The organism is Longimicrobium terrae, from assembly GCF_014202995.1.
Lineage (GTDB): Bacteria > Gemmatimonadota > Gemmatimonadetes > Longimicrobiales > Longimicrobiaceae > Longimicrobium > Longimicrobium terrae.
The window spans coordinates 46,640-68,874 of record NZ_JACHIA010000029.1; the positions used below are offsets into that span (position 1 = coordinate 46,640).

The window sequence follows — 22,235 nt, forward strand, 5'->3', positions numbered from 1 at the left end:
CGCCGGAATCCGCTCAGGAGGCCGCGGACGGCTCCTCGTTGGCCGGCACGGCAGAAGTGCTTGCGGCGAAGCGCTCCGGCCGGCAATCCGCGGCACCTCTGATCAGCCTGAGAGTGCCCTCAAGATCGTGCTCGACCTGCTCGTTCCGGATACGCAGAACCTCGATTCCGAGCGCGGCGAGCGCCTGCGTGCGGGCCGCGTCACGCTCCGCCTGATCGGGACCATCATGGATTCCGCCATCCACCTCGACGGCAAGCATGCGGGCCGGACAGTAGAAGTCCAGGATGAAGCGCCCGATCGCATGCTGCCTCCGAATTCGCAGGTCCTTCATCCTGCTCGGACGGAGTTCGGTCCACAGGATCTGCTCCGCGCTCGTCATCTCCGCGCGCAACTGCTTTGCTGCCTGCTGGATCCGGGGCGTGCGCCCCCGCATTCAGCGCGGTGGGTCATCATGCATCGTGGCTCTCCGTTCACGGGTTCGCATCGCACCACGAGAACTGCTCATCTCACCAACCTCTTACGTGCGGAGCAGGCAGTTCACGACACCCCGTCCCCCGCGCCGAACGGCTCCCCCTCCCCCGCTTGCGGGGCGAGGGGGCTGGGGGGAGGGGGGAGCCCGCCGCCGCGCCGAACTCTCCAGAACGCTCCAATCTGTTCGGTCGATCCTGATCGAAACGCACCGAATCCTTCGACCCAACCCCGCTCACGGGCGCGCGGCCAGGATCTCCAGCAGCAGGCGCGCGGCGAGGCGGGCGGTGCGGCCGTCCTGGTCGTACGGCGGCGAGGTTTCCATGATGTCGGCGCCCACCAGCCTTCCATCCGCCGCCACCGTCCGCACAATGTCGATCATCTCCCGCGACGACAGCCCGCCGATGCCCGGCGCGCTCACCCCGGGCGCGTACGCCGCGTCGCATGCATCCATGTCCACGCTCAGGTACAGGGCGTCGGCGCCCTCCGTCGCCCGGTAGAGCGCGGCGCGTGCGCTGCGGGTGGCAGAATGGGTGTTGATGTCCTCCACCGTGGCCAGGTGAACGCCCCGCTCCACCACCCAATCCAGGTAGTAGCGCGAGTTGGCGAAACGGCGAATGCCGATCATGGCCGTGCGCCCGCCATCGCCGATGCCGCTTTCCAGCGCGCGCCGAAAGGGCGTTCCGCTGGACAGGTGCGCCTCGTCCTCGTACTCCCGGACGTCCAGGTGTGCATCGACGGTCACCAGTCCCAGCCGCGCGTCCGGCCGCGCCGCCGCCAGCCCGCGGATGATCGACCCCGTGATCCCGTGGTCGCCGCCCAGGAAAACCGGCCGCGCGCCGGAGGCGAACACCCGCCGCGCGGCTTCTTCGATGGCGGCGTGCGCATCCGCCCCGTTCATGGTGGGGACGGAGACGTCGCCCAGGTCGATGGCGGATGGCACCTCGCGCTCGCCGTCGAACGCGCCGAAGCCGGCCAGCGCCTCGCGGATGGCGCGCGGGCCGAAGCGGGCGCCCGGACGCGACGGAATCCCGCCATCGTACGGAATCCCCAGCACCACGGCGCGACCCTCCAGCGGCTCGCCGTCCGCGTGCGGGATGAGGAGCGCGGGGGCGCGGGGATCGCGCGGGTCCGGGGCGGCACGCAGGCCATCCAGCGGGTGGGAATGCAAATCTGTCACGTTTGTGGCGGCTCGGGTTCTCTTGCTGGGACCGCGGCGAACCTGCAGGTTTCAGCGGTACGGGACAGGGTACGGCGGCGGGCGGCGGGCGGGCAACCGCGCCGTCGGCGACCGTTCCCGTGACGCCTGTCATCATCGGCCGGATTACTCGCGATTCCAGAGCTCATCGCATGCGCATTCTTACCGGGCTGCAGCCTTCGGGCGTGCTCCACATCGGCAACTACTTCGGCGCCATCAAGCCCCTGATGGACCTGCAGGGCAAGGGCGAGGTCTTTCTCTTTCTGGCCGACCTGCACGCCCTGACCTCGCTGCAGGATGCCGCCGCGCTGCGGCAGGCCGTGCGCACCGCCGCCATCGACCTCATGGCGTGCGGACTGGACGTGGAGCGCACCATCCTGTGGCGCCAGTCGGACGTGCCGCTGCACTCGGAACTGATGTGGGTGCTGTCGACGGTGACGCCGATGGGGCTGATGGAGCGCATGGTGGCGTACAAGGAAAAGACGGCGCGCGGCATCAGCAGCAACGTGGGGCTGTTCACCTATCCCATCCTGCAGGCCGCGGACATCCTGGCGTACGACGCGGACCTCGTTCCCGTGGGCCGCGACCAGAAGCAGCACCTGGAGGCCACGCGCGACATCGCCGTCAAGATCAACGAGGCGTTTGGCGCGGGGACGCTCAAGCTCCCGGAACCCGCCATCAGCGAGCACGTGGCGGTCGTCCCCGGGCTGGACGGGCAGAAGATGAGCAAGAGCTACGGCAACACCATCGACATCTTCATGGAGGAAAAGGCGTTGCGGAAGCGGGTGATGTCCATCGTCACCGATTCCACGCCGCTGGAAGACCCCAAGAACCCGGACGGCTCCATCATCGTGGACCTGTACCGCCTGTTCGCCACGCCGGAGCAGGTGCAGGAGATGAAGGACCAGTTCCGCGCGGGCGGAATGGGATACGGCCACTTCAAGCAGCGCCTGTTCGAGGCGATGTGGGAGTACTTTGCCCCCATGCGCGCGCGCCGCGAGGAGATCGTCGCCCGCCCCGGCTACGTGGACGAGGTGCTGGCCGAAGGCGCTCGCCGCGCCGACGCCGTCGCGCGCCCGGTCGTCAACCGCGTGTTCAGCGCCGTCGGCCTGCGCTGACGATCCCGTTGATGGAAACGCCGGGCGCGGGGTGGATGACGGTCGGCGGCGTCCGCCTGGAGTACGCCTGGCACGGCCCCGCGCCGGCGGACGCGCCCACGATCGTGTTTCTGCACGAAGGACTCGGCTCCGTCAGCACGTGGCGCGGGTTTCCGGCGCGGCTGGCGGAGGCGTGCGGGTGCGGCGCGCTGGTGTACGCCCGCTCGGGCTACGGCCGGTCCGATCCCGCTCCGCCGCCGCGCCCCGTCGGCTTCATGCACGACGAGGCGGAGGTGCTGGATGCGGTGCTGCGCGAGGGGGGCGTGCGCGAGGCCATCCTTTTCGGCCACAGCGACGGAGCGTCCATCGCGCTGATCCACGCGGCGCGGTTTCCGGATTCGTGTGTCCGTGCAGTGGTGGTGGAGGCGCCGCACGTGTTCGTGGAGGAGTGCACGGTGGCGAGCATCGCCCTTCTCCCCGAGCGGTACCGGGCGACGGAGATGCGGGCGAAGCTGGCGCGCCACCACGCGGACGTGGACGCCACGTTCGGCGGATGGACGGAGGTGTGGCTGCGGCCGGAGTTCCGCGCGTGGTCCATCGCGGATCTGCTTCCGGCGATGCGCCTCCCCGTGCTCGTCATCCAGGGCGATGCGGACGAGTACGGCACGACGGCGCAGGTGGACGCCATCCGCGCCTCATCCTCCGGCCCGGTGGAGGTCGTCGCGCTCCCCGGCCGCGGCCACGCGCCGCACGCCGAGCAGCCCGACGCCGTCCTCGCTGCCGCGGCGGAGTTCATCGGGCGCACCGCCATTGCTCCGGACTGAAAGGCACCAGAAACGCTGGGCTCGGCAGCAGGGGTAATCTGAGCGCCATCATCATGAGTCAGCATGAGAGGATTTTATGCCAATCTGTGACGTGAATTTCCGGGTAGGTGCCCGGGTGGAGGCTCACCGCCGCGCATGACGCCGACGGGAGAGCATGACCAGATGCTTCCGAGGACCGGAGTGTTCGCACCATGCTTTCCCCGTACGCGTCCGCCCGCAGGCGGCACGCCGATATTCGCTCGGACGTATACTCGTTCGTGCGGGACCAGTACGTTCGCGCGGGGGTGGTGACGACGGACCTTCGCGTCACCGACATCGACCGCACTGCCATGGAGGCTTGGAGCGGGACGTGGATGGGCAGGCGCCACCCGGCGGACGCAGGTGCCTGGAACTGGCCCCTGCTGATTGAATGCATGCCGCGGCGCGCGGCGATCCTCCCTGTCGCGCTCTGGTCTGGCGACGACTTGTGCGGATTGATCCTGGGCCGCGCTTCGCGGCACCGACAAACGGGAGTACGGCACACAGTGACCCTCACCTATGTCGAACGGCGGCCCGAACCCCCGCCCGTGCCTCTCCGGGGTGAGATCGTGCTGCTTGCGCTTTCTATCGCAACGGCCTACGGGAAAGCAGTGGGAGCGTCACGTATTCGCCTTGGCTACCCGGAGCCGCGGCTGATTGGCTGGTATGAACGCCTGGGCTTTGTCGTTGCCCGGTCCGGAGGAAAAGCGGTATATTGTGAGCGGGAGATAAAGCCATGAAAAAAACGCCACAGGTACGCGCACGCCACCACAAGCCGGACAGCGGGGTGAAACTCCGCCGGCCCGCCGTATTTTTGAGCAGCGATGATGTGCCCGCGCCATCCCTCGATGAAGCTCGCCGGCGCATCTGGAGCAGCCCGGATTTCTTTGCGTCGCTCGATGCCGAAACGCGCGCCGAACTGGCGAGTTACGATCACCCTGAGGTGATTGGCCCGCCTGCCACGGACGACCGCTGACGCTGCTGGGGGTGATCGGCGTACGATGAAGAGGACTGCCGCGGGATTCCGCGGCGGTCCTCTTTTTTTCATGCGCCGCAACCGGACGCCGCGCCGGATCAACTGTTCCCTATTCGCCGCCGTTCCTGTCCGGTATACTCTGTGCACCCCGGCCCGCGGACCCGACTTCACCGAGGAGAGAGCATGTCAGAGCACGGCCCCACCAATCCGCAGGGACGGCAGGATTCCGGCACCGACGCCGGTCCGGCCCAGTTTTCCAACGCGACCGACGAGTCGCGGCCCAACCCGGCCGGTACCGATCCCGTCCAGGTGCTTACGCTGGTGTGCGAAAACTGCGGCAAGGACTACTTCTTTGAGGATGAAGCGCCTGAGCCCGGGATGAAGTGCGAAAAGTGCGGCGGTGGCGTGTTCCGCTCGTACTACGACAACGTGGGCGACGAGGCCGCGGACGACTTCCGCGACACCACCGAACGCGACCTGGACCCGGACGACGCGGAAGGCGACGTGCTCCCCGGCGACATCGTGGACCTGAACAACATCTAGACGGATGACCCAGACCGCGGACCGCGGGATTCTGTTCACCGGCTCCGGCGTGGCGCTCGTGACCCCCATGGCGGCCGACGGCGCGCCGGACGAGGGAGTGCTGCGCGAACTGGTGCGCTTTCACCTGCGCGAAGGCACCGACGCGCTGATCGTCAACGGCAGCACCGGCGAGGCGGCCACGCTGTCGCTGGACGAGCAGCGCAGCGCCGTGCGCGCCGTGGCGGACGAGGTGCGGTCCGCGGACCGCCGCATTCCCGTCGTGGCCGGGTGCGGCGGGAGCGACACGGCGCAGGTGGCGCAGGTGGCCGCGGCCGCCCGCGAGGCCGGGGCCGACGCGCTGCTCATCGCCCCGCCGCCGTACAACAAGCCGCCGCAGCGAGGGATCGTCGCGCACTTCCAGAAGGTGATGGACGCGGGCGGCGACCTGCCCGTCATCGTCTACAACGTTCCCGGCCGCACCGCGTGCAACATCCTCCCCGAAACGGTGGAGCAGATGGCGGCGGACGAGCGGATCGTGGGGATCAAGGAAGCCAGCGGCGACATCTCGCAGATCGCCGAGGTGGCGCGCCGCGTGGGCGGCCGCATCGCGCTGTACAGCGGCAACGACGACCAGGTCGTGCCCGTGATGTCGCTGGGCGGCAAGGGCGTGATCAGCGTGCTGGCCAACATTGCGCCGCGAGACATGTCGCGGATGGCCACGGCGTTCCTGGAGGGGAACACGGCCGAGGCGTGCGCGCTGCAGCTGCGCTACCTGCCGCTGATCGCGGCGCTGTTCCGCGAGGGCAACCCCATTCCGGTCAAGGCGGCGGTGGGAATGCTGGGCTTCGATGTTGGCGAGCCGCGCCTGCCGCTGGTGACCGTAAGTGACGGGATCCGTGCGGAAGTGGAATCCGCAATGCGCGGCGTGGGCCTGCTGGGAGCGCGCTGAGTGGCGGAGATCACGCGGGTGGTGCTGAGCGGCGCGACCGGACGGATGGGCACGACGCTGGCGCGGCTGGTGGGTGAGGACGACGGGATGTCGCTGGCGGGCGGCATCGGGCGCATTCCCGAGGCGGGGTGCGACATCGGGTGCCCGGTGGTGGCCACGCCAGAAACCGCGGGCGAGTGGATTCGCCAGGCGGACGTCGTGATCGACTTCTCCTCCCCCGAACTGCTGGCGCGGCTGCTGGAGATGCACGGCGAAGCGCTGGCGGGCGTGGCGCTCGTCATCGGCACGACGGGGCTGGGGGCGGATGACCAGCGGCGGATCGACGAGCAGGCCCGCCGGTCTCCCGTGCTGCAGGCGGCCAACTTCAGCGTGGGCGTCAACGTTCTTCTCGCGCTGGCGGAAAAGGCGGCGGCGGCGCTGGGGACGGAGTACGACGTGGAGATCGTGGAGGCGCACCACCGCCGCAAGGTGGACGCGCCGAGCGGCACCGCGCTGGCGCTGGGCGAATCCGTGGCGGCGGGCCGTTCCGTCGCGCTGGCGGACGTGCGGGTGGACGGGCGCAGCGGCCGCCCCGGCGAGCGCCCCGTGGGCGAGGTGGGGTTCCACTCCGTGCGCGGCGGCGACATCGTGGGCGAGCACGAGGTGATGTTCATCGGCGAGCGGGAGCGCGTGACGCTGGGGCACGTGGCCCAGGACCGCGCGCTCTTTGCGGAAGGCGCCCTGCGCGCGGCGAAGTGGCTGGCCGGCCGCGAACCCGGCGCGTACTCCATGCGCGACGTGCTCGGCCTGGGCTGATTCTGTTTCGACGGATGGCGGGAATCGGGGCTTTCGCGCGAGCGGGGGTCCCGATCCTCGTTTCAGTGGAAAAAGAAAGGGCCTCACGCAGAGACGCAGAGACGCAGAGAGAGAAAAAAGAAGTGAATCACACAGAGTCAACAGAGGCGGGATTTTCTACTGTTCACTCTGTTAACTCTGTGTGATGTCTGGCTGTTGCTGTTCCTCTGCGTCTCTGCGGCTCTGTGTGAGGCTGTTGTGCTGTTGAAGTTCCCCCGCGTTCCTCTCGGTTGAAACCCCCGCGTCCTCCGCGTGAAACCCGGACACCGTTTCGCGTTCCGGAGCCGGCGGGTGTATACTGAATCTTCCCCGAATCCCGAACACGCCGTCATCGCACGATGATGCCCGACCGCTTCGCCGCATGACCGCGCCGCGCCGACTCGTCATCCACCTTCGCGACGATGCACGCCCCGTGTATTCCATCCCCGATTGGGCGGTGGATGAAATTCGCGAGGCGCTGCCGGACGGATGGGAGGTCGTGGTGCCCGACGCGCCGGCGGACGGCCGCGGAGACGGTGGCGACGATCTGCCCCCGGCCGTGCTGGACGCCGTGCGCGACGCGGAAGTGTATCTCGGATACGGTGTTCCCGCCGCCGTGCTGCACGCCGCGCCGGGGTTGAAGTGGGCGCACACGGCCTCCGCGGGCGTGGGCGGATCGCTGCGGGATGAAATTGCGCACTCCGACGTCGTGCTCACCAACGCGGCCGGTGTCTACGCCGAGCCGATGGCGGATACGGTGCTGGCGATGATGCTGCACTTTGCCCGCGGGCTGGACTTCGCCGTGCGCGCCCAGGCGGACCGCCGCTGGGACAAGGCCCCGTTCGACGACGCCGAATCGCCCATCCGCGAACTGAACGAGGCCACGGTGGGCATCGTGGGCCTGGGCGGCATCGGGCGGGCGGTGGCGCACCGGGCCTCGGCGCTGGGAATGACCGTGGTCGCCAGCCGCCGCGGCGGGGGAGACGGGCCCGACGGGGTGGAGGTCTTCCATGGAGAGGACGCGCTCGATCAACTGCTGCCGCGCGCGGACTTCCTCGTCGTCACCGTGCCGCTGACGGCGGAAACCGAGGGGCTGATCGGCGCGCGGGAGCTGGCGATGCTGCCGGAGGGCGCCGTGGTCATCAACGTGGCGCGCGGCGCGGTGTTGGACGAGCGGGCGCTGATCGATGCGCTGCGCTCCGGACGGCTGCGCGGCGCGGGGCTGGACGTGTTCGCGCGCGAGCCGCTGCCGGACGATTCGCCCCTGTGGACTCTTCCCAACGTCCTGGTGACGCCCCATGTTTCGGGCGCGTCGCACCGCTTCTGGCGGCGCCAGACGGAGCTGATCGTGCAAAACATCCGGCGGTACGCGGCGGGCGGGCCCCTGCGGAACACCGTCGACAAGAAGGCGGGCTACTAGCTTGGAAAACATCATCACCGCGGCGGTGCAGCGCGGGGCCAGCGACCTGCACATCAAGGCGGGCGACGTGTTCCGCGCCCGCATCAACGGATCCCTCATCCCCCTCACCAAGCAGCGGCTTACCCCCGAACAGACGCGCGCCATCGCCCTCAAGCTCATCCCCAACGAGCGCGACCGGCAGGCCTTGGACGACCTGCAGGACTACGACTGCTCGTGGGGACTCCCCGGCGTGGGCCGCTTTCGCGTGAACATCCTGCGCCAGCGCGGCAGCTTCATGGTGGTGATGCGGGTGATTCCGTTCGAGATCCCCACGCTCGACGCGCTGGGGCTGCCGCCGGTGGTGCAGGACGTGGCGGCGCTGGAGCGCGGCCTGGTGCTGGTCACCGGGGTGACGGGTTCCGGCAAGAGCAGCACGCAGGCCGCCATGATCGGCTTCATGAACAACAACATGCGGCGGCACATCGTCACGCTGGAGAACCCCATCGAGTTTCTGCACCGTGACGTGAACTGCTCCATCACGCAGCGCGAAGTGGGGATCGACACGGACACCTTCCGCGTAGGTCTCCGCGCGGCGCTGCGGCAGGACCCGGACGTGATCCTGATCGGCGAAATGCGCGACAGCGAATCCATCGACATCGCGCTCAAGTCCGCCGAAACGGGGCACCTGGTCATCAGCACCGTGCACACCAAGGACGCGGCCAGCACCATCAGCCGCCTGGTGGCCACCTTTCCGCCGGAAGAGCAGAAGGTGGTGCGCCTGCGCCTGGCGGAGCAGCTGCAGGCCGTGATCTCGCAGCGCCTGCTGCCCAAGAAGGACGGCAAGGGACGCGTGCTGGCGGCGGAGGTGATGGTCGTCAGCGGCACCATCCGCGACTGCATCGCCGACGAAAACCGCGCCTCGGAGATCCCGGAGCACATCGCGGGCGGGCGCACCACGTATGGCATGCAGACGTTTGACCAGTGCCTGATGGACCTGGTGATGAGCGGGCAGGTGGATTACGGCGTGGCCAAGGCGGCCGCCAGCAACCCCGGCGACTTTGAGCTGAAGCTCAACATGCTGTCCGGCGGGGGCGCCCCCGGCGCGCAGAACGGCGGCGCCGGGATGGCCGGCATTTCTTCCGAATACTTCTGATGGAATACGCGCTGCTGGCCCTGTCCCAGGCCGCCGGGCTGCTGCTGGTGCCCTTTGGCCTTCCCGGCACCTGGCTTCAGGTCGCGGGGATGGCGGGATACGCGTGGGCCACGGACTTCACCCGCATCGGCTGGCCCACGCTGGCCGCCGCCGTCGTCCTGGCCATCATCGGCGAGGTGGTGGAGTTCACCATCGGGGCCCGGTACACGCGGATGTACGGAGGCAGCCAGCGCGCGGCGTGGGGCGCCATCCTCGGCGGGCTGGTGGGCGCGGTCGTCGGCGTTCCCGTCTTCCTCATCGGCAGCGTGATCGGCGCCTTCATCGGCGCGTTCGTGGGCGCGGTGGTGATGGAGATGACGCGCGGGCCGGAGTGGCGCGCGGCGCTGCGGGCGGGGTGGGGCGCGTTTCTGGGACGGCTGGTGGCGACCGTGGCCAAGGCGGCCGTGAGCGTGGTGATCGCGGCCCTGGCGCTGGTGTCGGCGCTTGGTTGATCCCCGCCGCGCGCCCGATGCGGCGCGCGAAATGGACCGCGTGCTGCGCGCCCCGCGCTTTGCCGACGCGCTGCGGGGCGCGGCCGCGGCGGCGCTGGAGCCGGCCGGGATGCGGCTGGAAACGGTGCTGATGCGCGACGGCGCCGCGCTCCGCGAGCACCCGGCGTGGGTCCCCGCCGGCCAGCCGCCGCGCGCCGTGAGCGCCGGGACCGCGGCGGAGGCCGTGGCGCGCGCGCTCGCCTCGGGGATGCCGGAGGCGATGGACGGCATGGGGCGCGGCGTGGCCCTTCCCCTCCTCGGCTCGGAGGACGCACCCTTCGCCATCCTCCTGGTGGACGCGGCGGACGCGGACGCGGAGGCACGGGCCTCCTCCGTCGCCCTGCTCGCCGCCGTGGGACCGGCGCTGCACGCGCGGTGGCGGGTGGAGTCTGCCGAGCAGGCCCGCGACGCCGCGGAGCGCCGATCGCGGCTGTACGGCGCCATCTGCGAGTCGCTGGGTGATCCCGTGCTGGTGACGGACCGCCGCAACCGCATCCTGCTGGAGAACGGGCGTGCCCGCGCGCTGCTTTCCTCCGCGCCGGACGCGCCGGAAGAGCACCGGCGCCGCGCGGAGGTGAACAACTACCTGTTCACCTCCTTTCTGGCGCGCCCTCCCGCCGCGCAGGGCGAGCCGCGCGAACTGACGCTCGTGGATCCGGAGACGGGGGCGGAGCGGCGCTTTGAGGCCGTGCCCGCGCCGCTGCCGCAGGGCGCCAGCTTTCCGGACGACGGCACGGTGTCGCTGCTGCGCGACGTCACCGACCTGCGCAACACCTCCCACCAGCTGGGCCACCAGGTGCGGCGCGCGCGGCAGGCGGAGTCCACCGCGCGCGCGGAACGCGATCAGCTGAACCTCGTCCTGGCCCACGCCGGCGCGCCCATCGTGGTCACCGACCACCGCGGCGCGGTCATGTTGATGAACCGCGAGGCGCAGCGGCTGTTCGGGCCGCGGCCGGACGGCGCGCCCGACCCGCGCGCCGCATCCAACGCGGAGCGCATCTTTGCCGCCGTGGAGGAGTTCACCGCGGGGGACGAGGCGGCCGCGGTCACCCGGGTGGAGCTGCGCGAAACCGAGTCGCCGCGCGACCTGCCCGCGGAGCTGATCTGCGCGCGCATCCGCGACGGCGACAACGCGACGGCCGCCGTCGTCTGCATCCTGCACGACCGCACGCATGAGGTAGAAAACGCGCGCCTCGCGTCCGAGCTGGCGCGGGTGAACGCGGGGCTGCAGCAGTCCATCCGCGAAGCGACCGCCGAGTTGACGGACCAGAACCGGCAGCTGGCGTGGCAGCGGCAGGAGTTGGAGCGCGCGTACCGGCACAAGAGCGAGTTTCTGGCGAGCATGAGCCACGAGCTGCGCACCCCCATCAACGCGCTGCTGGGATACACGGCGCTGATGCGGGAGCGCATCTACGGCGACCTTACCGAGCGGCAGGACGAGGCGCTGCAGCGGGTGCAGACGGCCAGCGAGCACCTGCTGGCGCTGGTGAACGACATTCTGGACCTGGCGAAGATCGAGGCGGGGCGCATGCCGCTGCACCTGGAGCCGCTGGCGCTGGGGGGGCTGGTGCAGGAGCTGGCGGACGGGCTGGAGCCGATGGCGCACGCCCGCGGGCTGCGCCTGCTGGTGGACGTGCCCGACACGCTTCCCGTGCTGCTGACGGACCGCATGCGGCTCAAGCAGATTCTGCTGAACCTGATGAGCAACGCGGTCAAGTTCACGCACCAGGGCTCGGTGACGCTGCGCGCGCGCACGGTGGCGGAAGGGGTGGAGGTGCAGGTGGCGGACACCGGCATCGGCATCTCGCAGAACGACCTGCGCGGCATCTTTGACGATTTCCGGCAGGCGGACCAGTCGTCCACGCGCGAGTACGGCGGAACCGGGCTGGGGCTGTCCATCGTCCGCAAGCTGCTGGGGCTGCTGGGCGGATCGATTCACGTGGAGTCGCGGCCGAGCGAAGGCTCCGTCTTTACCGTGAGCCTGCCGGTGCGCACGGTGATGGCGCGCGAGGGCGAGGAAGCCATCCACCGCGCCATGCACGGGCAGGCGGTGGTGGTGGAGGACGGCGTGGCCCGCGCGCTGCCGCCGCCGGAGTCCGCCCGCGGCTGAAAACGTGTCGGTCGATGACGGGCGCGGGGTGGAGAGCGTACCTGTCGGCGCGCGGTGTTTCCGGCCTGGAGCATTGTCCGCCCGGGGCTGCAAAAGGATGAGCGTCGGTTGATGACGGACGTGGGGCGCGGAGCGTACCGGCTGGCGGTGTTCGACTTCGACGGAACGCTCGCGGATTCGTTTCCGTGGTTTCTGGGGGCGGTGAACCAGGCGGCGGAGCGGTACCGCTTCCGGCGGATCGAGGATGGGGATGTGCAGATGCTCCGCGGGCTCAGCGCGCGGAGCATTGTTGCGCATCTGCGCGTGCCCGCGTGGAAGCTGCCGCTGGTTGCGCGGTACATGCGGCGGCTCGCGGCGGCGGAAATCGGGCGGATCACGCCGTTCGGCGGCGTGCTTCCGCTTCTGCATATTCTGGCGGACCGCGGCGTGGCGCTGGCCGTGGTCACCTCCAACTCACGGGAGAACGTCGCCTGCGTGCTGGGGCCGGAGATTGCCGCGCGTGTCGGGTTGTGGGAGTGCGGGGCGTCGCTGTTCGGCAAGGCGCGGCTGTTCCGGCGGGTGGTGGCGCGCGCGGGGGTGGATCCGGCGCGCGCCCTGTGCATCGGCGACGAGGTGCGGGATGCGGAGGCGGCGCGGGCAGCGGGCGTTGCGTTCGGCGCGGTCACGTGGGGATACACGTCCGCTGATACGCTCCGCGCACAGAATCCGGCGTACCTGTTTCACTCCGTTCCGGACATCGCCGCGGCGTTCGAGGGGTGATGGGCGGGTTCTGTGTGGATGGCGGATACAGGCGGATGCCCGAAGTCGGTTGAGCGGATGAATCCGCCGCTCCAACAGCGCAAAGCCCCGACACGACGCGCTGGCGCGCGACGTTCGGGGCTTCAACTGCATGGGGATCCTGGGCGATGATCGGTGCGCGGCGCGTGGTTGGACCGGGCGGACAATAGATCCTTCGTCGGCGCCAAGCCGCGGCGTGGCGGAGGGTGCGGCCGGCGCCTCCTCAGGATGACATGTTGTTGCGGGGATGTCAGTTACCACGCCCACGCCCAGCCATGTCATCCTGAGGGAGCGTGCGCCGTGCTTTCCGTCCCGCCGAACGTTGCGCGACCGAAGGATCTACTCTCCGCCAAGCCAACCACGCGAATCGCGCCGAAGCCCGCCGCCGCAGTCCGCGCAGGCGGACTTCGTGCCTTTCCAGCGGCGAATTCATTCGCTCCTGGACGGCGGCTCGGCCGATGCTGGTCGGGATGACACCTCACCTGATTCTCCTCTTCCGCCACGCGCGGCACGGAATGCCTCCGGCGAATCCCATCCGCCGAACGCTCCGGCATCGTCCATGCGCCTGCGGTGCGACCTGTCCATCCACGCACCCCTTGCAGCTGATCGATGACGGAACGCGAAGCGCAGAGCAGCAAGCCCTCACCGGGGTCCGCCGGGCACGAGTCCGCGCGGGAGCGCATCGTTCTCCAGGCGGCGGACGGCGCGCGGGCGGAGGTGTACCTGCACGGCGCGCACGTGACCTCGTGGACGCCCGCGGGCGCGGACCGCGACGCGCTGTTCCTGAGCGCCAACGCAGATTTCGGCGACGGCAAGGCGATCCGCGGCGGCATTCCGGTCATCTTTCCGCAGTTCGCCGCGGAAGGCCCGCTCCCCAAGCACGGCTTTGCGCGGGACCGCGCGTGGCGGCTTGTGGCTGGCGAGCGGCCGGATCAGGCGCTCTTCGAGTTGGCGGACACGCCGGAAACGCGCGCCATCTGGAATCACGCGTTCCGGGCCGAACTGCGCGTCACCGTCTCCGGCGCGGCGCTGGAGGTGGCGCTCACGGTGCAGAACACGGGTGACACGCCTTTCTCCTTTACCGCCGCGCTGCACACCTATCTACGCGTGGATGACATCGCGCGGACGGTCCTGCGCGGACTGCGGGGCACGCGCATCCGCGACAAGGTGGCGGGCGGGGATCGCGTGGAGGAGGCGGATGAACTGCGGATCGCGGGCGAGGTGGACCGGGTGTACCTGGACGCGCCGCCCTCGCTGGAGATGGTGGATGGCGAGCGGCGGATGACCATCCAGTCCAACGGCTTTCCCGACACGGTCGTGTGGAATCCCGGCGCCGCACTCGCCGCGCGCCTGGCGGACCTGGAGCCCGGCGGCGAGCGGCGGATGCTGTGCGTGGAAGCCGCCGCGGTCGGCACGCCGGTGCACCTGGAGCCCGGCGCGCGCTGGACGGGCTCGCAGACGCTGACGGCCGGATGACGGCATCCCATTCCGGCCATCTCCGCGACGAGTTCGGCGAGATCGACATCTACCTGTTCGACCAGCTTCTCCGCGGGCGCTTCGACGCGTACCGCACGGTGCTGGACGCGGGGTGCGGCGCCGGGCGCAACCTGGTGTGGTTTCTCCGCAACCGGTTCGAGGTGTTCGCCGTCGACCGCGACGAGGGTTCCGTGCTGCGCGTGCGCCAGTTGATGGCCGACCTTGCGCCGCATCTGCCGCCGGAGCGCGTGCAGCAGGCGGAAGTGGAGTCGCTGCCGTACGCGGATGCGTCCATGGATGCCGTGCTGAGCAGCGCCGTGCTGCACTTTGCGCGCGACCAGGCGCACTTCGACGCCATGGTGAACGAGATGTGGCGCGTTCTGCGTCCCGGCGGTCTGTTCTTCGCGCGGCTGGCGACCACGATCGGCATCGAGGACCGGGTGCGGCCGCTGGGCGGCGAGCGCTACCGGCTTCCGGACGGCAGCACACGCTTTCTGATGGATGAGGCGCGGCTGCTGGAGCGCACGTCCGCGCTGGGCGCCACCCTGGCCGATCCGATCCGGACAACGAACGTGCAGAACCTGCGGGCGATGACCACGTGGTGCCTCATCCGCCCCGCCTGAAGGAATGATCCCGATGCGCACACCATGATGACCGAAACCCGCCCGGACGCCGGATACGTCGTTCCGCGCCGCTTCATCCGCCACACCGCCGACGTGCCGCTGGAGGTGGAGCGCACGGGCGGCGGGGCGGGGCTGAAGCCGTCCGCCACGAACGTGAGCTTCGGCGGGCTCTCCTTTGTCTCGGACGAGGAACTGCCTATGGGGACGGAGATCCGCGTGCGCATCACGCAGGTGGATCCGCCGTTCGACGCCGAGGCGCGCGTGGTGTGGTGCAAGGCCGAGGGTGACGCCTTCTGTATCGGCGTGCAGTTTCTGGGGAAGGAAGACGCCTTTCGCATCCGGATGGTGGAGCAGGTGTGCGCCATCGACCAGTACCGGCGGGAGTCCGCGGAGCAGGGGCGCGAGTTGACGCCGGAAGAGGCCGCGACGGAGTGGATTACGCGCTTCGCCGACCGCTTTCCGTCATCCTGATCATCATCCCGCGAGGACGGACGAGGTTGATGCGGACCAGGGATGGCGGCTTCCGGGAGCGGTTGCGGCGGAGCGCGCGGGGCGCGAAACTGAGGACGTGAACACTTCTCTGCTTTCGTTTGCTCTGGCCGTGCTGGCCGTGGCTGGATGCGTCGCCCTGCTGGTGCGCAGCGGGCGTGCGTTGCTGCGCGTGGGCCTGAACGCGGCCGAGGCGCAGGCCGTCTCCGGCCTGGCCGACGTCAGCGAGCGCCGCGGCGACCTGACCGGGCTGATGGAGAGCCGGTCCACGGCGGCGGCGCTGCGCTCCGCACGCCGAAAGAATCTGGCGACCGCGGCGATGTACGTGCTGCTGCTGGTGGGTGCGCCGCTCGCGGGGTTCGGGCGCGAGGTGTACGCTACCTGCGCGCTGCTCTGGTTTCTGCCTACGCGCCCCGTTCGCCCGTCCGGCGTGCTGCGTGTGAACGAGCGGGAGCCGCACGGCGGCTGAGGAGCGGGAGTCGCTTACGACAGGAATGGAGAAGGGCTGAAAGCCTCGCGCGAGCGGGGCTTTTTTCGTGGCGCGAAGGCCGGGGCGGCCCCCATCCGGGCCGGCACGACCGGCTCATCCTCCGCCGATCAAGACCGGGGAGAGTTGGGACGGGCGGATGGTTCGGCGCGAGAGGCGGAAATTGGCGCGTGAGCGGATTCCGATGAGCGAATGAATCCGCCGCTCGGACAGCGGAAAGCCCCGACACCGGCCGCTGGCGCGTCCGGTTCGGGGCTTCAAGTGCATCGGAACCCGCGCCGAGATTGCGCCCCCAGTCCGCGGAGGCGGACTTCGTGTCTTTCGAGGCGCGGTTTCAACCGCCGGACGAGGCCCGCCGGCCCGCACCGCCGTCGCTCTCGCGCTGAGGTCTCCCTTTTTCCCGCGGCGCGGGGGAGAGGGCTGGGGAGAGGGGGCCTCTCCAACCGCGCCGAACCATCCGGAGCAATCAGATCCGCAGTTCTCCCCTCTCCGTGCGCAGTTTGCACGGGGAGGGGTCGGGGGAGGGGCCTCACAGCCCGGCGCCGCGCCGATCTCTGCGGACCACCTCGATCTCCGCCGTCATCCGCCTGCTAACCCGCCCGCGCCCCTAACCCGTTCGCGCGCCGCGACCTGTGCCGCATCCGGTATGCTCCCTGCAAACCGCCCGCGCTCCGAACCGATCAGCCATCGCCCCGAGCGGGAGTTTTCAGCATGCTGGACCGCAATCCCATGAACGGCCCCACCGTGTCCAAAAAGGATACGCAGCAGCCCTATCCCGGCACCGACGACGCCATGCACCGCAAGGCGGACCACGGCGAGGAAAGCTACCAAGGCTGCGGCAAGCTCACCGGCCTGGCCGCCGTCATCACCGGCGGGGACAGCGGCATCGGGCGCGCGGTGGCCATCGCGTTCGCCAAGGAGGGCGCGGACGTCGCCATCGGCTACCTGAGCGAGCAGGAAGACGTGGACGCGCAGGAAACCCGGCGCCACGTGGAAGCCGCCGGCCGCCGCTGCCTCGTCCACCGCTTTGACGTGCGCAGCCAGTCCGCCTGCCGCGAGTTCGTCGACCTGGCGGCAAAGGAGTTCGGCCGGCTGGACATTCTGGTCAACAACGCGGCGTACCAGATGGAGCAGCAGGGGATCGAAGAACTCACCGAAGAGCAGATCGACCGGACGTTCCGCACCAACATCTTCGGCTACATCTACATGGCGCAGGCCGCGCTCAAGCACCTCAAGGAAGGCGGTTGCATCATCAACACCGGCTCGGTGACGGCGCTGGAGGGCAACCCGGGGCTCATCGACTACTCGGCCACCAAGGGCGCCATCCACAACTTCACCCTCACCCTCGCGCAGGTGGTGTCGGAGAAAGGGATCCGCGTGAACGCCGTGGCGCCCGGCCCGGTGTGGACGCCGCTCATCCCCGCGACCATGAGCCCGGAAAAGGTCGCCACCTTCGGCGAGGACACCATGTGGAAGCGCCCCGCGCAGCCCATTGAGCTCGCCACCTCGTACGTGTTCCTGGCCTCCGCGGACGCGCGCTACATCTCCGGCGAGATCCTGGCGGTGACCGGAAAGGGCGGCACGCGGTGACGCGGATCGGCTATCACGCCAGCCACGAGCAGTACGCGCCCAGCCGCCTGCTGGACCTCGTCGTCCGCGCGGACCAGGCGGGCTTCCAGTCTGCCATGTGCTCCGACCACTTTCACCCGTGGACGGAAACGCAGGGGCACAGCGGCTTCGCGTGGAGCTGGCTGGGCGCCGCGCTGCAGGCGACGAAGCTTCCCTTTGGCGCCGTGACCGTCCCGGGCGGCTGGCGCTACAACCCCGCCATCATCGCGCAGGCGGCGGCCACGCTGGCGGAGATGTATCCCGGCCGCTTCTGGATCGCCCCCGGCAGCGGCGAACTGCTGAACGAGGGGATCGTCGGCGAGCGCTGGCCGGTCAAGGCGGAGCGCAACGCGCGGCTCAAGGAAGCGTGCGAGATCATCCGCGCGCTCTGGGCAGGCGAAACCGTCACCCACCGCGGGCTGATCACGGTGGAGGAGGCGCGGCTGTACTCCCTTCCCAAGGAGCCGCCCAAGATCGTGGGCGCCGCGCTTTCCCCCGCGACGGCGGAGTGGATCGGCGGGTGGGCGGACGGAATGATCACCACCGTCCGCGCCCGCAAGGACCTGCAGGCCATGATCGACGCGTTCCGCCGCGGTGGCGGGGAAGGGAAGCCCATCTACCTGCAGGCCCAGCTCTCGTTCGCGAAGACCAAGGCGGAGGCGCTGCACGGCGCGTGGGACCAGTGGCGCACCCTGATGCTCCCCACGGCGGTTCTGGGCGAGGTGCGCACGCCGGCGCACTTCGAGGCGCTCGCGGAGATCATGCGGCCGGAGGACGTGGCGGCAAAGATGAGGATCAGCGCCGATCCGGAGCAGCACCTGGAGTGGCTGGCGGAAGACGTGCAGATGGGATTCGAGGAGATCAACCTGCACTGCGTCCACCGTGACGAGCAGGAGCGGTTCATCGACGTATTCGGCGAGCGGGTGCTGCCGCAATTGAGGACCATCGGCGATTCAGGATGACGGACGCGGCGATCGGGGGAACGGGCGGCGGCGAGGCGCCGTGGTGGCGGCGCGGGGTGATCTACCAGATCTATCCGCGTTCCTATCAGGACACCAACGGGGACGGAATCGGCGACCTGCCGGGGATCGTCCGCCGGCTGGACCACCTTGCGTGGCTGGGGGTGGACGCCGTGTGGATCAGCCCGTTCTATCCATCGCCGATGGCGGATTTCGGGTATGACGTGACGGACCACAAGGCGGTGGACCGCGTGTACGGCGGCATCGTGGACTTTGACGACATCGTCCGCGAGGCGCACGCGCGCGGCATCCGCGTCATCGTGGACTACATCCCCAACCACACCTCGCACCGCCATCCGTGGTTCCTCGCGTCGCGCCTGTCGCGGGACGCGGAGCGGCGCGACTGGTACGTGTGGCGCGACGCGGCGCCGGACGGCGGCCCGCCCAACAACTGGGTGAGCGCGTTCGGCGGCAGCGCGTGGGAGTGGGACGCGCACACCCGGCAGTACTACCTGCACACCTTTCTGCGCGAGCAGCCGGACCTCAACTGGCGCAATCCGGAAGTAGTGGAGGCGATGATGGACGTGCTGCGCTTCTGGCTGGAGCGCGGCGCGGACGGCGTGCGGGTGGATGCGGTGCAGGCGGTGGTCAAGGACGAGGCGATGCGCGACAATCCGCCGAATCCCGCCTACGTGGAGGGGCGCGACGATCCGTACGACCGCCTGCTGCGCGAGCGCTCCAGCGACCAGCCCGGCGTGCACGAGGTGATTGCGCGGATGCGCGAGGTGGTGGATGGGTACGGCGGCGGGCGCGTGCTGATCGGAGAGATCTACAACGAGGTGGAGCGCGTGATGGCCTACTACGGCCAGGGCGGGCGCGGTGTCCACTTTCCGTACAACTTCCAGCTGATCAAGCTGCCTTGGAACGCGCGCGCGCTGGAGGCGGCGGTGACGCGGTACGAGTCGCTGCTGCCGGCCGGCGCGTGGCCCAACTGGGTGCTGGGCAACCACGACCGCGCGCGCGTGGCCAGCCGCGTCGGTCCCGCGCAGGCGCGCGTGGCGGCCATGCTGCTGCTGACGCTGCGCGGCACGCCGACCGTCTACTACGGGGACGAGATCGGGATGCGCAACGTGCCGATCCCGCCGGACCGCGTGCGAGATCCGTGGGAGCTGAACCTGCCCGGGCGCGGGCTGGGGCGCGATCCCGTGCGCACGCCCATGCAGTGGTCCGCGGAGGCGAACGCGGGGTTCAGTGCGCAGGAGCCGTGGCTGCCACTGCCGGAGGACTGGCGCGACGTGAACGTGGCCGCGCAGGCGGATGACCCGCGCTCCATGCTGGCGCTTCACCGCAGACTGCTCGCGTTGCGCCGCGCCGAGCCGGCCCTGGCGCTGGGCGACTGGGCCGCCGTGCCCGCCGCGGGCGACGTGCTGGCCTACACGCGCACGCACGGCGGCGACCGGCTGCTCGTCGTCCTCAACCTGGGCGAGACGCCTACGTCCATCGAGGTCGCCGGGGCGGGACGCGTGCTCCTTTCCACCGCGCTGGACCGCGGGGACGAGGCGGTAGATGGGCGGATCGACCTGCGCGGGGACGAGGGCGTGGTGGTGCGGATGGATTGAGGGCGGAAGCGGAGTTCAGGGCGGCTCCCACCCGGGCCCACTACCACGCGGAGGATGGTTGGGGTGCGGGAGGCGTAGTCCAGGGCGGCCCCCACCCGGGCCGGCACCACCGGCCCACCCTCCCCCAAAACAGACTGGGGGAGGGTTGGGGTGGGCGGCAGCCTCGGCGCGGAAAGCCAGGATCATCGCGCGCCCACGCCCTCGAGAGCGAATGAATCCGCCGCTCGAACAGCGGAAAGCCCCGACACGGCGCTATTCGCGCGCCGTTCGGGGCTTCAACTGCATTGGGGACACCATTCGGGGTCCGCCGCCGCAGTCCGCGCAGGCGGACTTCGTGTTTTTCGAGGCGCGGTTTCAACCGCCGGACGAAGGCTGCCGAGCCGCACCGCCGTCCGCCGCCGAGGTTAGGTCTCCCCCTCTCCCGCTTGCGGGAGAGGGGGCCGGGGGGAGAGGGCTGCCCGCCGCCGCGCCAATCCATCCGGAGCAGACAAACCGCCGTTCTCCCCTCCCGGTGCGCTTCCCGCACTAACGCACTAACGCACCCCGCACTCACGCACTTCCCCTACGCACTTCCCCTACGCCGAATCCTCCCGCGGCATCGCATCCTCCGGGCGGTCCATCCGCTGCACCATCACCTTGTCCACGCGGTTGCCGTCCATGTCCACCACCTCCACGCGGTACCCTTCGGCGTAGAAGTGCTGCCCCGGCCGCGGCACGCGCCCCATCCTGGCGAACACGAACCCGCCCACCGTGCGGTACTCGCGGTATTCCTCGCGGCGCTCCGGCAGGTCCAGCGCCTCGCGGAACTCCTCCATGGGCAGCGACGCGTCGATCAGCAGCGAGCCGTCTTCGCGCTTGACGATGGGGGGCGCGGCGGGCGGCCCGCCGAAGCTGGCCATTTCCCCCGCGATCTCCTCCAGCAGATCGTTCAGCGTCACGATCCCCTCGGTGCCGCCGTACTCGTTCACCACGATGGCCATGTGCACCGGGCTTTCGCGAAAGCGCTCCAGCAGGTCCAGCGCGCGCGTGCTCTCCGGGACGACGAGGGGCGGCTTCACGAACGGGCGCAGGTCCTCCACCCGCGTGCCGGAAAGCTCCGCCGCCCACAGGTCCTTGGTGGCCACCACGCCCAGAATGCGGTCGATGGCGCCGTCGCACAGCAGGTAGCGCGAAAGCCGGTTGGCCACCATCTGCGCGCGGTTCTCGTCCGGCGGATCGTTCACGTCCAGCCAGGCCACGCGGTGCCGCGGCGTCATCAGGCTCACCACGCGCTGGTCGCCCAGCCAGAAGACGCGTTCGACCAGTTCCTGCTCCTCCTCCTCGAACACCCCCGCCTGCGTGCCCTGCTCAAGCAGCACGCTGATTTCCGCTTCCGTGACGGGCGGATCGGTGTTCTTCTGCAGGCGGAACGCGCGCAGCACCAGCCCCGTGCTGCTGGTGAGCACCCACACCAGCGGCGAGGCGAAGCGCGACAGCAGGTGCATGGGGCCGGCGACCAGGGCGGCGATGCGCTCCGGGTTGTGCAGGCCGATCTGCTTGGGCACCAGCTCGCCGATGATGAGCGACAGGTAGGTGATGCCCAGCACCACGAGCGTGATGGCGACCGCGTTGGCGTACGGCGCCAGCCACGGCGTGTGCTTGAACGACTCCGCCAGCGGCTCGGCGATGCGCGCGCCGCCGAACGCCCCGGCCAGCGTGCCCACCAGCGTGATTCCCACCTGCACCGTCGCCAGAAAGCGCTCCGGCGATTCCGCCAGCTGCAGCGCGCGCGCGGCCGCGGCGTCGCCCTGCTCGGCGCGCTGCTGCAGCCGCGTCTTGCGCGCGGAAACCACGGCGATTTCCGACATGGAAAACACGCCGTTGGCCACCAGCAGCAGAATCACGATCAGCACCTCCGTGCCGATACTCCCCATCGCTCGCCTCGCCCGCGGTGAATCGTTGTTCAAGGATGACGGGCAACATAGCCGCGCGGCGCCGCCGCGGTCCAGTTCCCCGAGCGCAAAAAACGGGCGGCGGGCGGGGTCAGGAGATCCCGCCCCCCCCCCGGGGTGGTGCGTTATGTTGCGGCCCCGCCCGACACGCCGGACGGGGGGGGGGAGCGCGCCAGCGCGGGCCCCCGGGGGGGGGGGCGGCGGGTAAG

21 protein-coding genes are annotated in these 22,235 nt (G+C 70.1%); 18 read left to right on the plus strand and 3 right to left on the minus strand.

Going from position 1 to position 22,235, the window contains the following annotated elements; genetic code table 11:
* Window positions 1–13: 13 nt before the first annotated feature.
* A complete protein-coding gene (locus HNQ61_RS26620) occupies window positions 14–433 on the minus strand; it encodes an endonuclease domain-containing protein (protein ID WP_170035195.1) in 420 nt (139 codons plus the stop codon).
* A 270-nt stretch (window positions 434–703) separates the two neighbouring features.
* Window positions 704–1,648 carry a formimidoylglutamase gene (gene hutG, locus HNQ61_RS26625; RefSeq protein ID WP_170035196.1) on the minus strand — a complete coding sequence of 315 codons (945 nt, stop codon included), beginning with the start codon at window positions 1,646–1,648 and terminating at the stop codon, window positions 704–706.
* Between the two features lie 170 nt (window positions 1,649–1,818).
* Here hutG and trpS point away from each other — a divergent pair, with 170 nt between their 5' ends.
* The 18 genes from trpS (at window position 1,819) to HNQ61_RS26715 (ending at window position 20,095) form a co-directional block, all read left to right on the plus strand.
* Window positions 1,819–2,784 carry a tryptophan--tRNA ligase gene (trpS, locus tag HNQ61_RS26630; protein WP_170035197.1) on the plus strand — a complete coding sequence of 322 codons (966 nt, stop codon included), beginning with the start codon at window positions 1,819–1,821 and terminating at the stop codon, window positions 2,782–2,784.
* An 11-nt stretch (window positions 2,785–2,795) separates the two neighbouring features.
* Window positions 2,796–3,587 (plus strand): alpha/beta fold hydrolase, encoded by a 792-nt coding sequence (locus HNQ61_RS26635; protein WP_170035198.1) that lies wholly within the window; start codon window positions 2,796–2,798, stop codon window positions 3,585–3,587.
* 754 nt (window positions 3,588–4,341) lie between these two features.
* Window positions 4,342–4,581, plus strand: coding sequence for a hypothetical protein (locus HNQ61_RS26640; protein ID WP_170035199.1), 240 nt, complete (start codon window positions 4,342–4,344; stop codon window positions 4,579–4,581).
* A 183-nt stretch (window positions 4,582–4,764) separates the two neighbouring features.
* Window positions 4,765–5,124, plus strand: a complete 360-nt coding sequence (locus tag HNQ61_RS26645) for a TFIIB-type zinc ribbon-containing protein (RefSeq protein WP_170035200.1) — start codon at window positions 4,765–4,767, stop codon at window positions 5,122–5,124.
* A gap of 4 nt (window positions 5,125–5,128) precedes the next feature.
* Window positions 5,129–6,052, plus strand: a complete 924-nt coding sequence (dapA, locus tag HNQ61_RS26650; RefSeq protein WP_170035201.1) for a 4-hydroxy-tetrahydrodipicolinate synthase — start codon at window positions 5,129–5,131, stop codon at window positions 6,050–6,052.
* Window positions 6,053–6,847 (plus strand): 4-hydroxy-tetrahydrodipicolinate reductase, encoded by a 795-nt coding sequence (gene dapB / locus HNQ61_RS26655; protein WP_205761565.1) that lies wholly within the window; start codon window positions 6,053–6,055, stop codon window positions 6,845–6,847.
* A gap of 400 nt (window positions 6,848–7,247) precedes the next feature.
* Window positions 7,248–8,285 (plus strand): D-2-hydroxyacid dehydrogenase, encoded by a 1,038-nt coding sequence (locus HNQ61_RS26660; protein WP_170035202.1) that lies wholly within the window; start codon window positions 7,248–7,250, stop codon window positions 8,283–8,285.
* Between the two features lies 1 nt (window position 8,286).
* Window positions 8,287–9,417, plus strand: coding sequence for a type IV pilus twitching motility protein PilT (locus HNQ61_RS26665; protein WP_170035203.1), 1,131 nt, complete (start codon window positions 8,287–8,289; stop codon window positions 9,415–9,417).
* Complete coding sequence (locus tag HNQ61_RS26670; protein ID WP_170035204.1) at window positions 9,417–9,908, plus strand: DUF456 domain-containing protein; 492 nt, start codon at window positions 9,417–9,419, stop codon at window positions 9,906–9,908. The genes HNQ61_RS26665 and HNQ61_RS26670 overlap by 1 nt, the downstream gene beginning before the upstream one ends.
* Window positions 9,901–12,057, plus strand: a complete 2,157-nt coding sequence (locus HNQ61_RS26675) for a PAS domain-containing sensor histidine kinase (protein WP_170035205.1) — start codon at window positions 9,901–9,903, stop codon at window positions 12,055–12,057. The genes HNQ61_RS26670 and HNQ61_RS26675 overlap by 8 nt, the downstream gene beginning before the upstream one ends.
* Window positions 12,058–12,168: 111 nt before the next feature.
* Window positions 12,169–12,816: an HAD hydrolase-like protein gene (locus HNQ61_RS26680; RefSeq protein WP_170035206.1), complete on the plus strand. Its 648-nt coding sequence runs from the start codon at window positions 12,169–12,171 to the stop codon at window positions 12,814–12,816.
* 627 nt (window positions 12,817–13,443) lie between these two features.
* A complete protein-coding gene (locus HNQ61_RS26685) occupies window positions 13,444–14,310 on the plus strand; it encodes a D-hexose-6-phosphate mutarotase (RefSeq protein ID WP_170035207.1) in 867 nt (288 codons plus the stop codon).
* On the plus strand, window positions 14,307–14,933 hold the full coding sequence (locus HNQ61_RS26690) for a class I SAM-dependent methyltransferase (RefSeq protein ID WP_170035208.1): 627 nt from the start codon (window positions 14,307–14,309) through the stop codon (window positions 14,931–14,933). Before HNQ61_RS26685 ends, HNQ61_RS26690 begins: the two co-directional genes overlap by 4 nt.
* Before the next feature lie 24 nt (window positions 14,934–14,957).
* Window positions 14,958–15,404: a PilZ domain-containing protein gene (locus HNQ61_RS26695; protein ID WP_170035209.1), complete on the plus strand. Its 447-nt coding sequence runs from the start codon at window positions 14,958–14,960 to the stop codon at window positions 15,402–15,404.
* Between the two features lie 97 nt (window positions 15,405–15,501).
* The gene (locus HNQ61_RS26700; protein ID WP_170035210.1) at window positions 15,502–15,891 is read left to right on the plus strand and encodes a hypothetical protein; all 390 of its coding nucleotides are present in this window, start codon (window positions 15,502–15,504) and stop codon (window positions 15,889–15,891) included.
* Window positions 15,892–16,620: 729 nt separating this feature from the next.
* Entirely contained in the window at window positions 16,621–17,499 is an 879-nt protein-coding gene (locus tag HNQ61_RS26705; protein WP_170035211.1) for an SDR family oxidoreductase, read from the plus strand.
* Entirely contained in the window at window positions 17,496–18,479 is a 984-nt protein-coding gene (locus tag HNQ61_RS26710) for a TIGR03885 family FMN-dependent LLM class oxidoreductase (protein WP_170035212.1), read from the plus strand. The genes HNQ61_RS26705 and HNQ61_RS26710 overlap by 4 nt, the downstream gene beginning before the upstream one ends.
* Entirely contained in the window at window positions 18,476–20,095 is a 1,620-nt protein-coding gene (locus tag HNQ61_RS26715) for an alpha-amylase family glycosyl hydrolase (RefSeq protein WP_170035213.1), read from the plus strand. Before HNQ61_RS26710 ends, HNQ61_RS26715 begins: the two co-directional genes overlap by 4 nt.
* Window positions 20,096–20,670: 575 nt before the next feature.
* Here the strand turns inward: HNQ61_RS26715 and HNQ61_RS26720 are convergent.
* On the minus strand, window positions 20,671–22,008 hold the full coding sequence (locus HNQ61_RS26720; protein ID WP_170035214.1) for a hemolysin family protein: 1,338 nt from the start codon (window positions 22,006–22,008) through the stop codon (window positions 20,671–20,673).
* Between the last annotated feature and the right edge of the window lie 227 nt (window positions 22,009–22,235).

What these genes read in the sequence shown, in the direction of transcription:
- HNQ61_RS26620 (WP_170035195.1), bottom strand. Translation starts at nt 433, where the DNA reads ATGCGGGGGCGCACGCCCCGGATCCAGCAGGCAGCAAAGCAGTTGCGC.
- trpS (WP_170035197.1), top strand. Translation starts at nt 1,819, where the DNA reads ATGCGCATTCTTACCGGGCTGCAGCCTTCGGGCGTGCTCCACATCGGC.
- HNQ61_RS26635 (WP_170035198.1), top strand. Translation starts at nt 2,796, where the DNA reads ATGGAAACGCCGGGCGCGGGGTGGATGACGGTCGGCGGCGTCCGCCTG.
- HNQ61_RS26640 (WP_170035199.1), top strand. Translation starts at nt 4,342, where the DNA reads ATGAAAAAAACGCCACAGGTACGCGCACGCCACCACAAGCCGGACAGC.
- HNQ61_RS26645 (WP_170035200.1), top strand. Translation starts at nt 4,765, where the DNA reads ATGTCAGAGCACGGCCCCACCAATCCGCAGGGACGGCAGGATTCCGGC.
- dapA (WP_170035201.1), top strand. Translation starts at nt 5,129, where the DNA reads ATGACCCAGACCGCGGACCGCGGGATTCTGTTCACCGGCTCCGGCGTG.
- HNQ61_RS26660 (WP_170035202.1), top strand. Translation starts at nt 7,248, where the DNA reads ATGACCGCGCCGCGCCGACTCGTCATCCACCTTCGCGACGATGCACGC.
- HNQ61_RS26670 (WP_170035204.1), top strand. Translation starts at nt 9,417, where the DNA reads ATGGAATACGCGCTGCTGGCCCTGTCCCAGGCCGCCGGGCTGCTGCTG.
- HNQ61_RS26680 (WP_170035206.1), top strand. Translation starts at nt 12,169, where the DNA reads ATGACGGACGTGGGGCGCGGAGCGTACCGGCTGGCGGTGTTCGACTTC.
- HNQ61_RS26685 (WP_170035207.1), top strand. Translation starts at nt 13,444, where the DNA reads ATGACGGAACGCGAAGCGCAGAGCAGCAAGCCCTCACCGGGGTCCGCC.
- HNQ61_RS26690 (WP_170035208.1), top strand. Translation starts at nt 14,307, where the DNA reads ATGACGGCATCCCATTCCGGCCATCTCCGCGACGAGTTCGGCGAGATC.
- HNQ61_RS26695 (WP_170035209.1), top strand. Translation starts at nt 14,958, where the DNA reads ATGATGACCGAAACCCGCCCGGACGCCGGATACGTCGTTCCGCGCCGC.
- HNQ61_RS26705 (WP_170035211.1), top strand. Translation starts at nt 16,621, where the DNA reads ATGCTGGACCGCAATCCCATGAACGGCCCCACCGTGTCCAAAAAGGAT.
- HNQ61_RS26715 (WP_170035213.1), top strand. Translation starts at nt 18,476, where the DNA reads ATGACGGACGCGGCGATCGGGGGAACGGGCGGCGGCGAGGCGCCGTGG.
- HNQ61_RS26720 (WP_170035214.1), bottom strand. Translation starts at nt 22,008, where the DNA reads ATGGGGAGTATCGGCACGGAGGTGCTGATCGTGATTCTGCTGCTGGTG.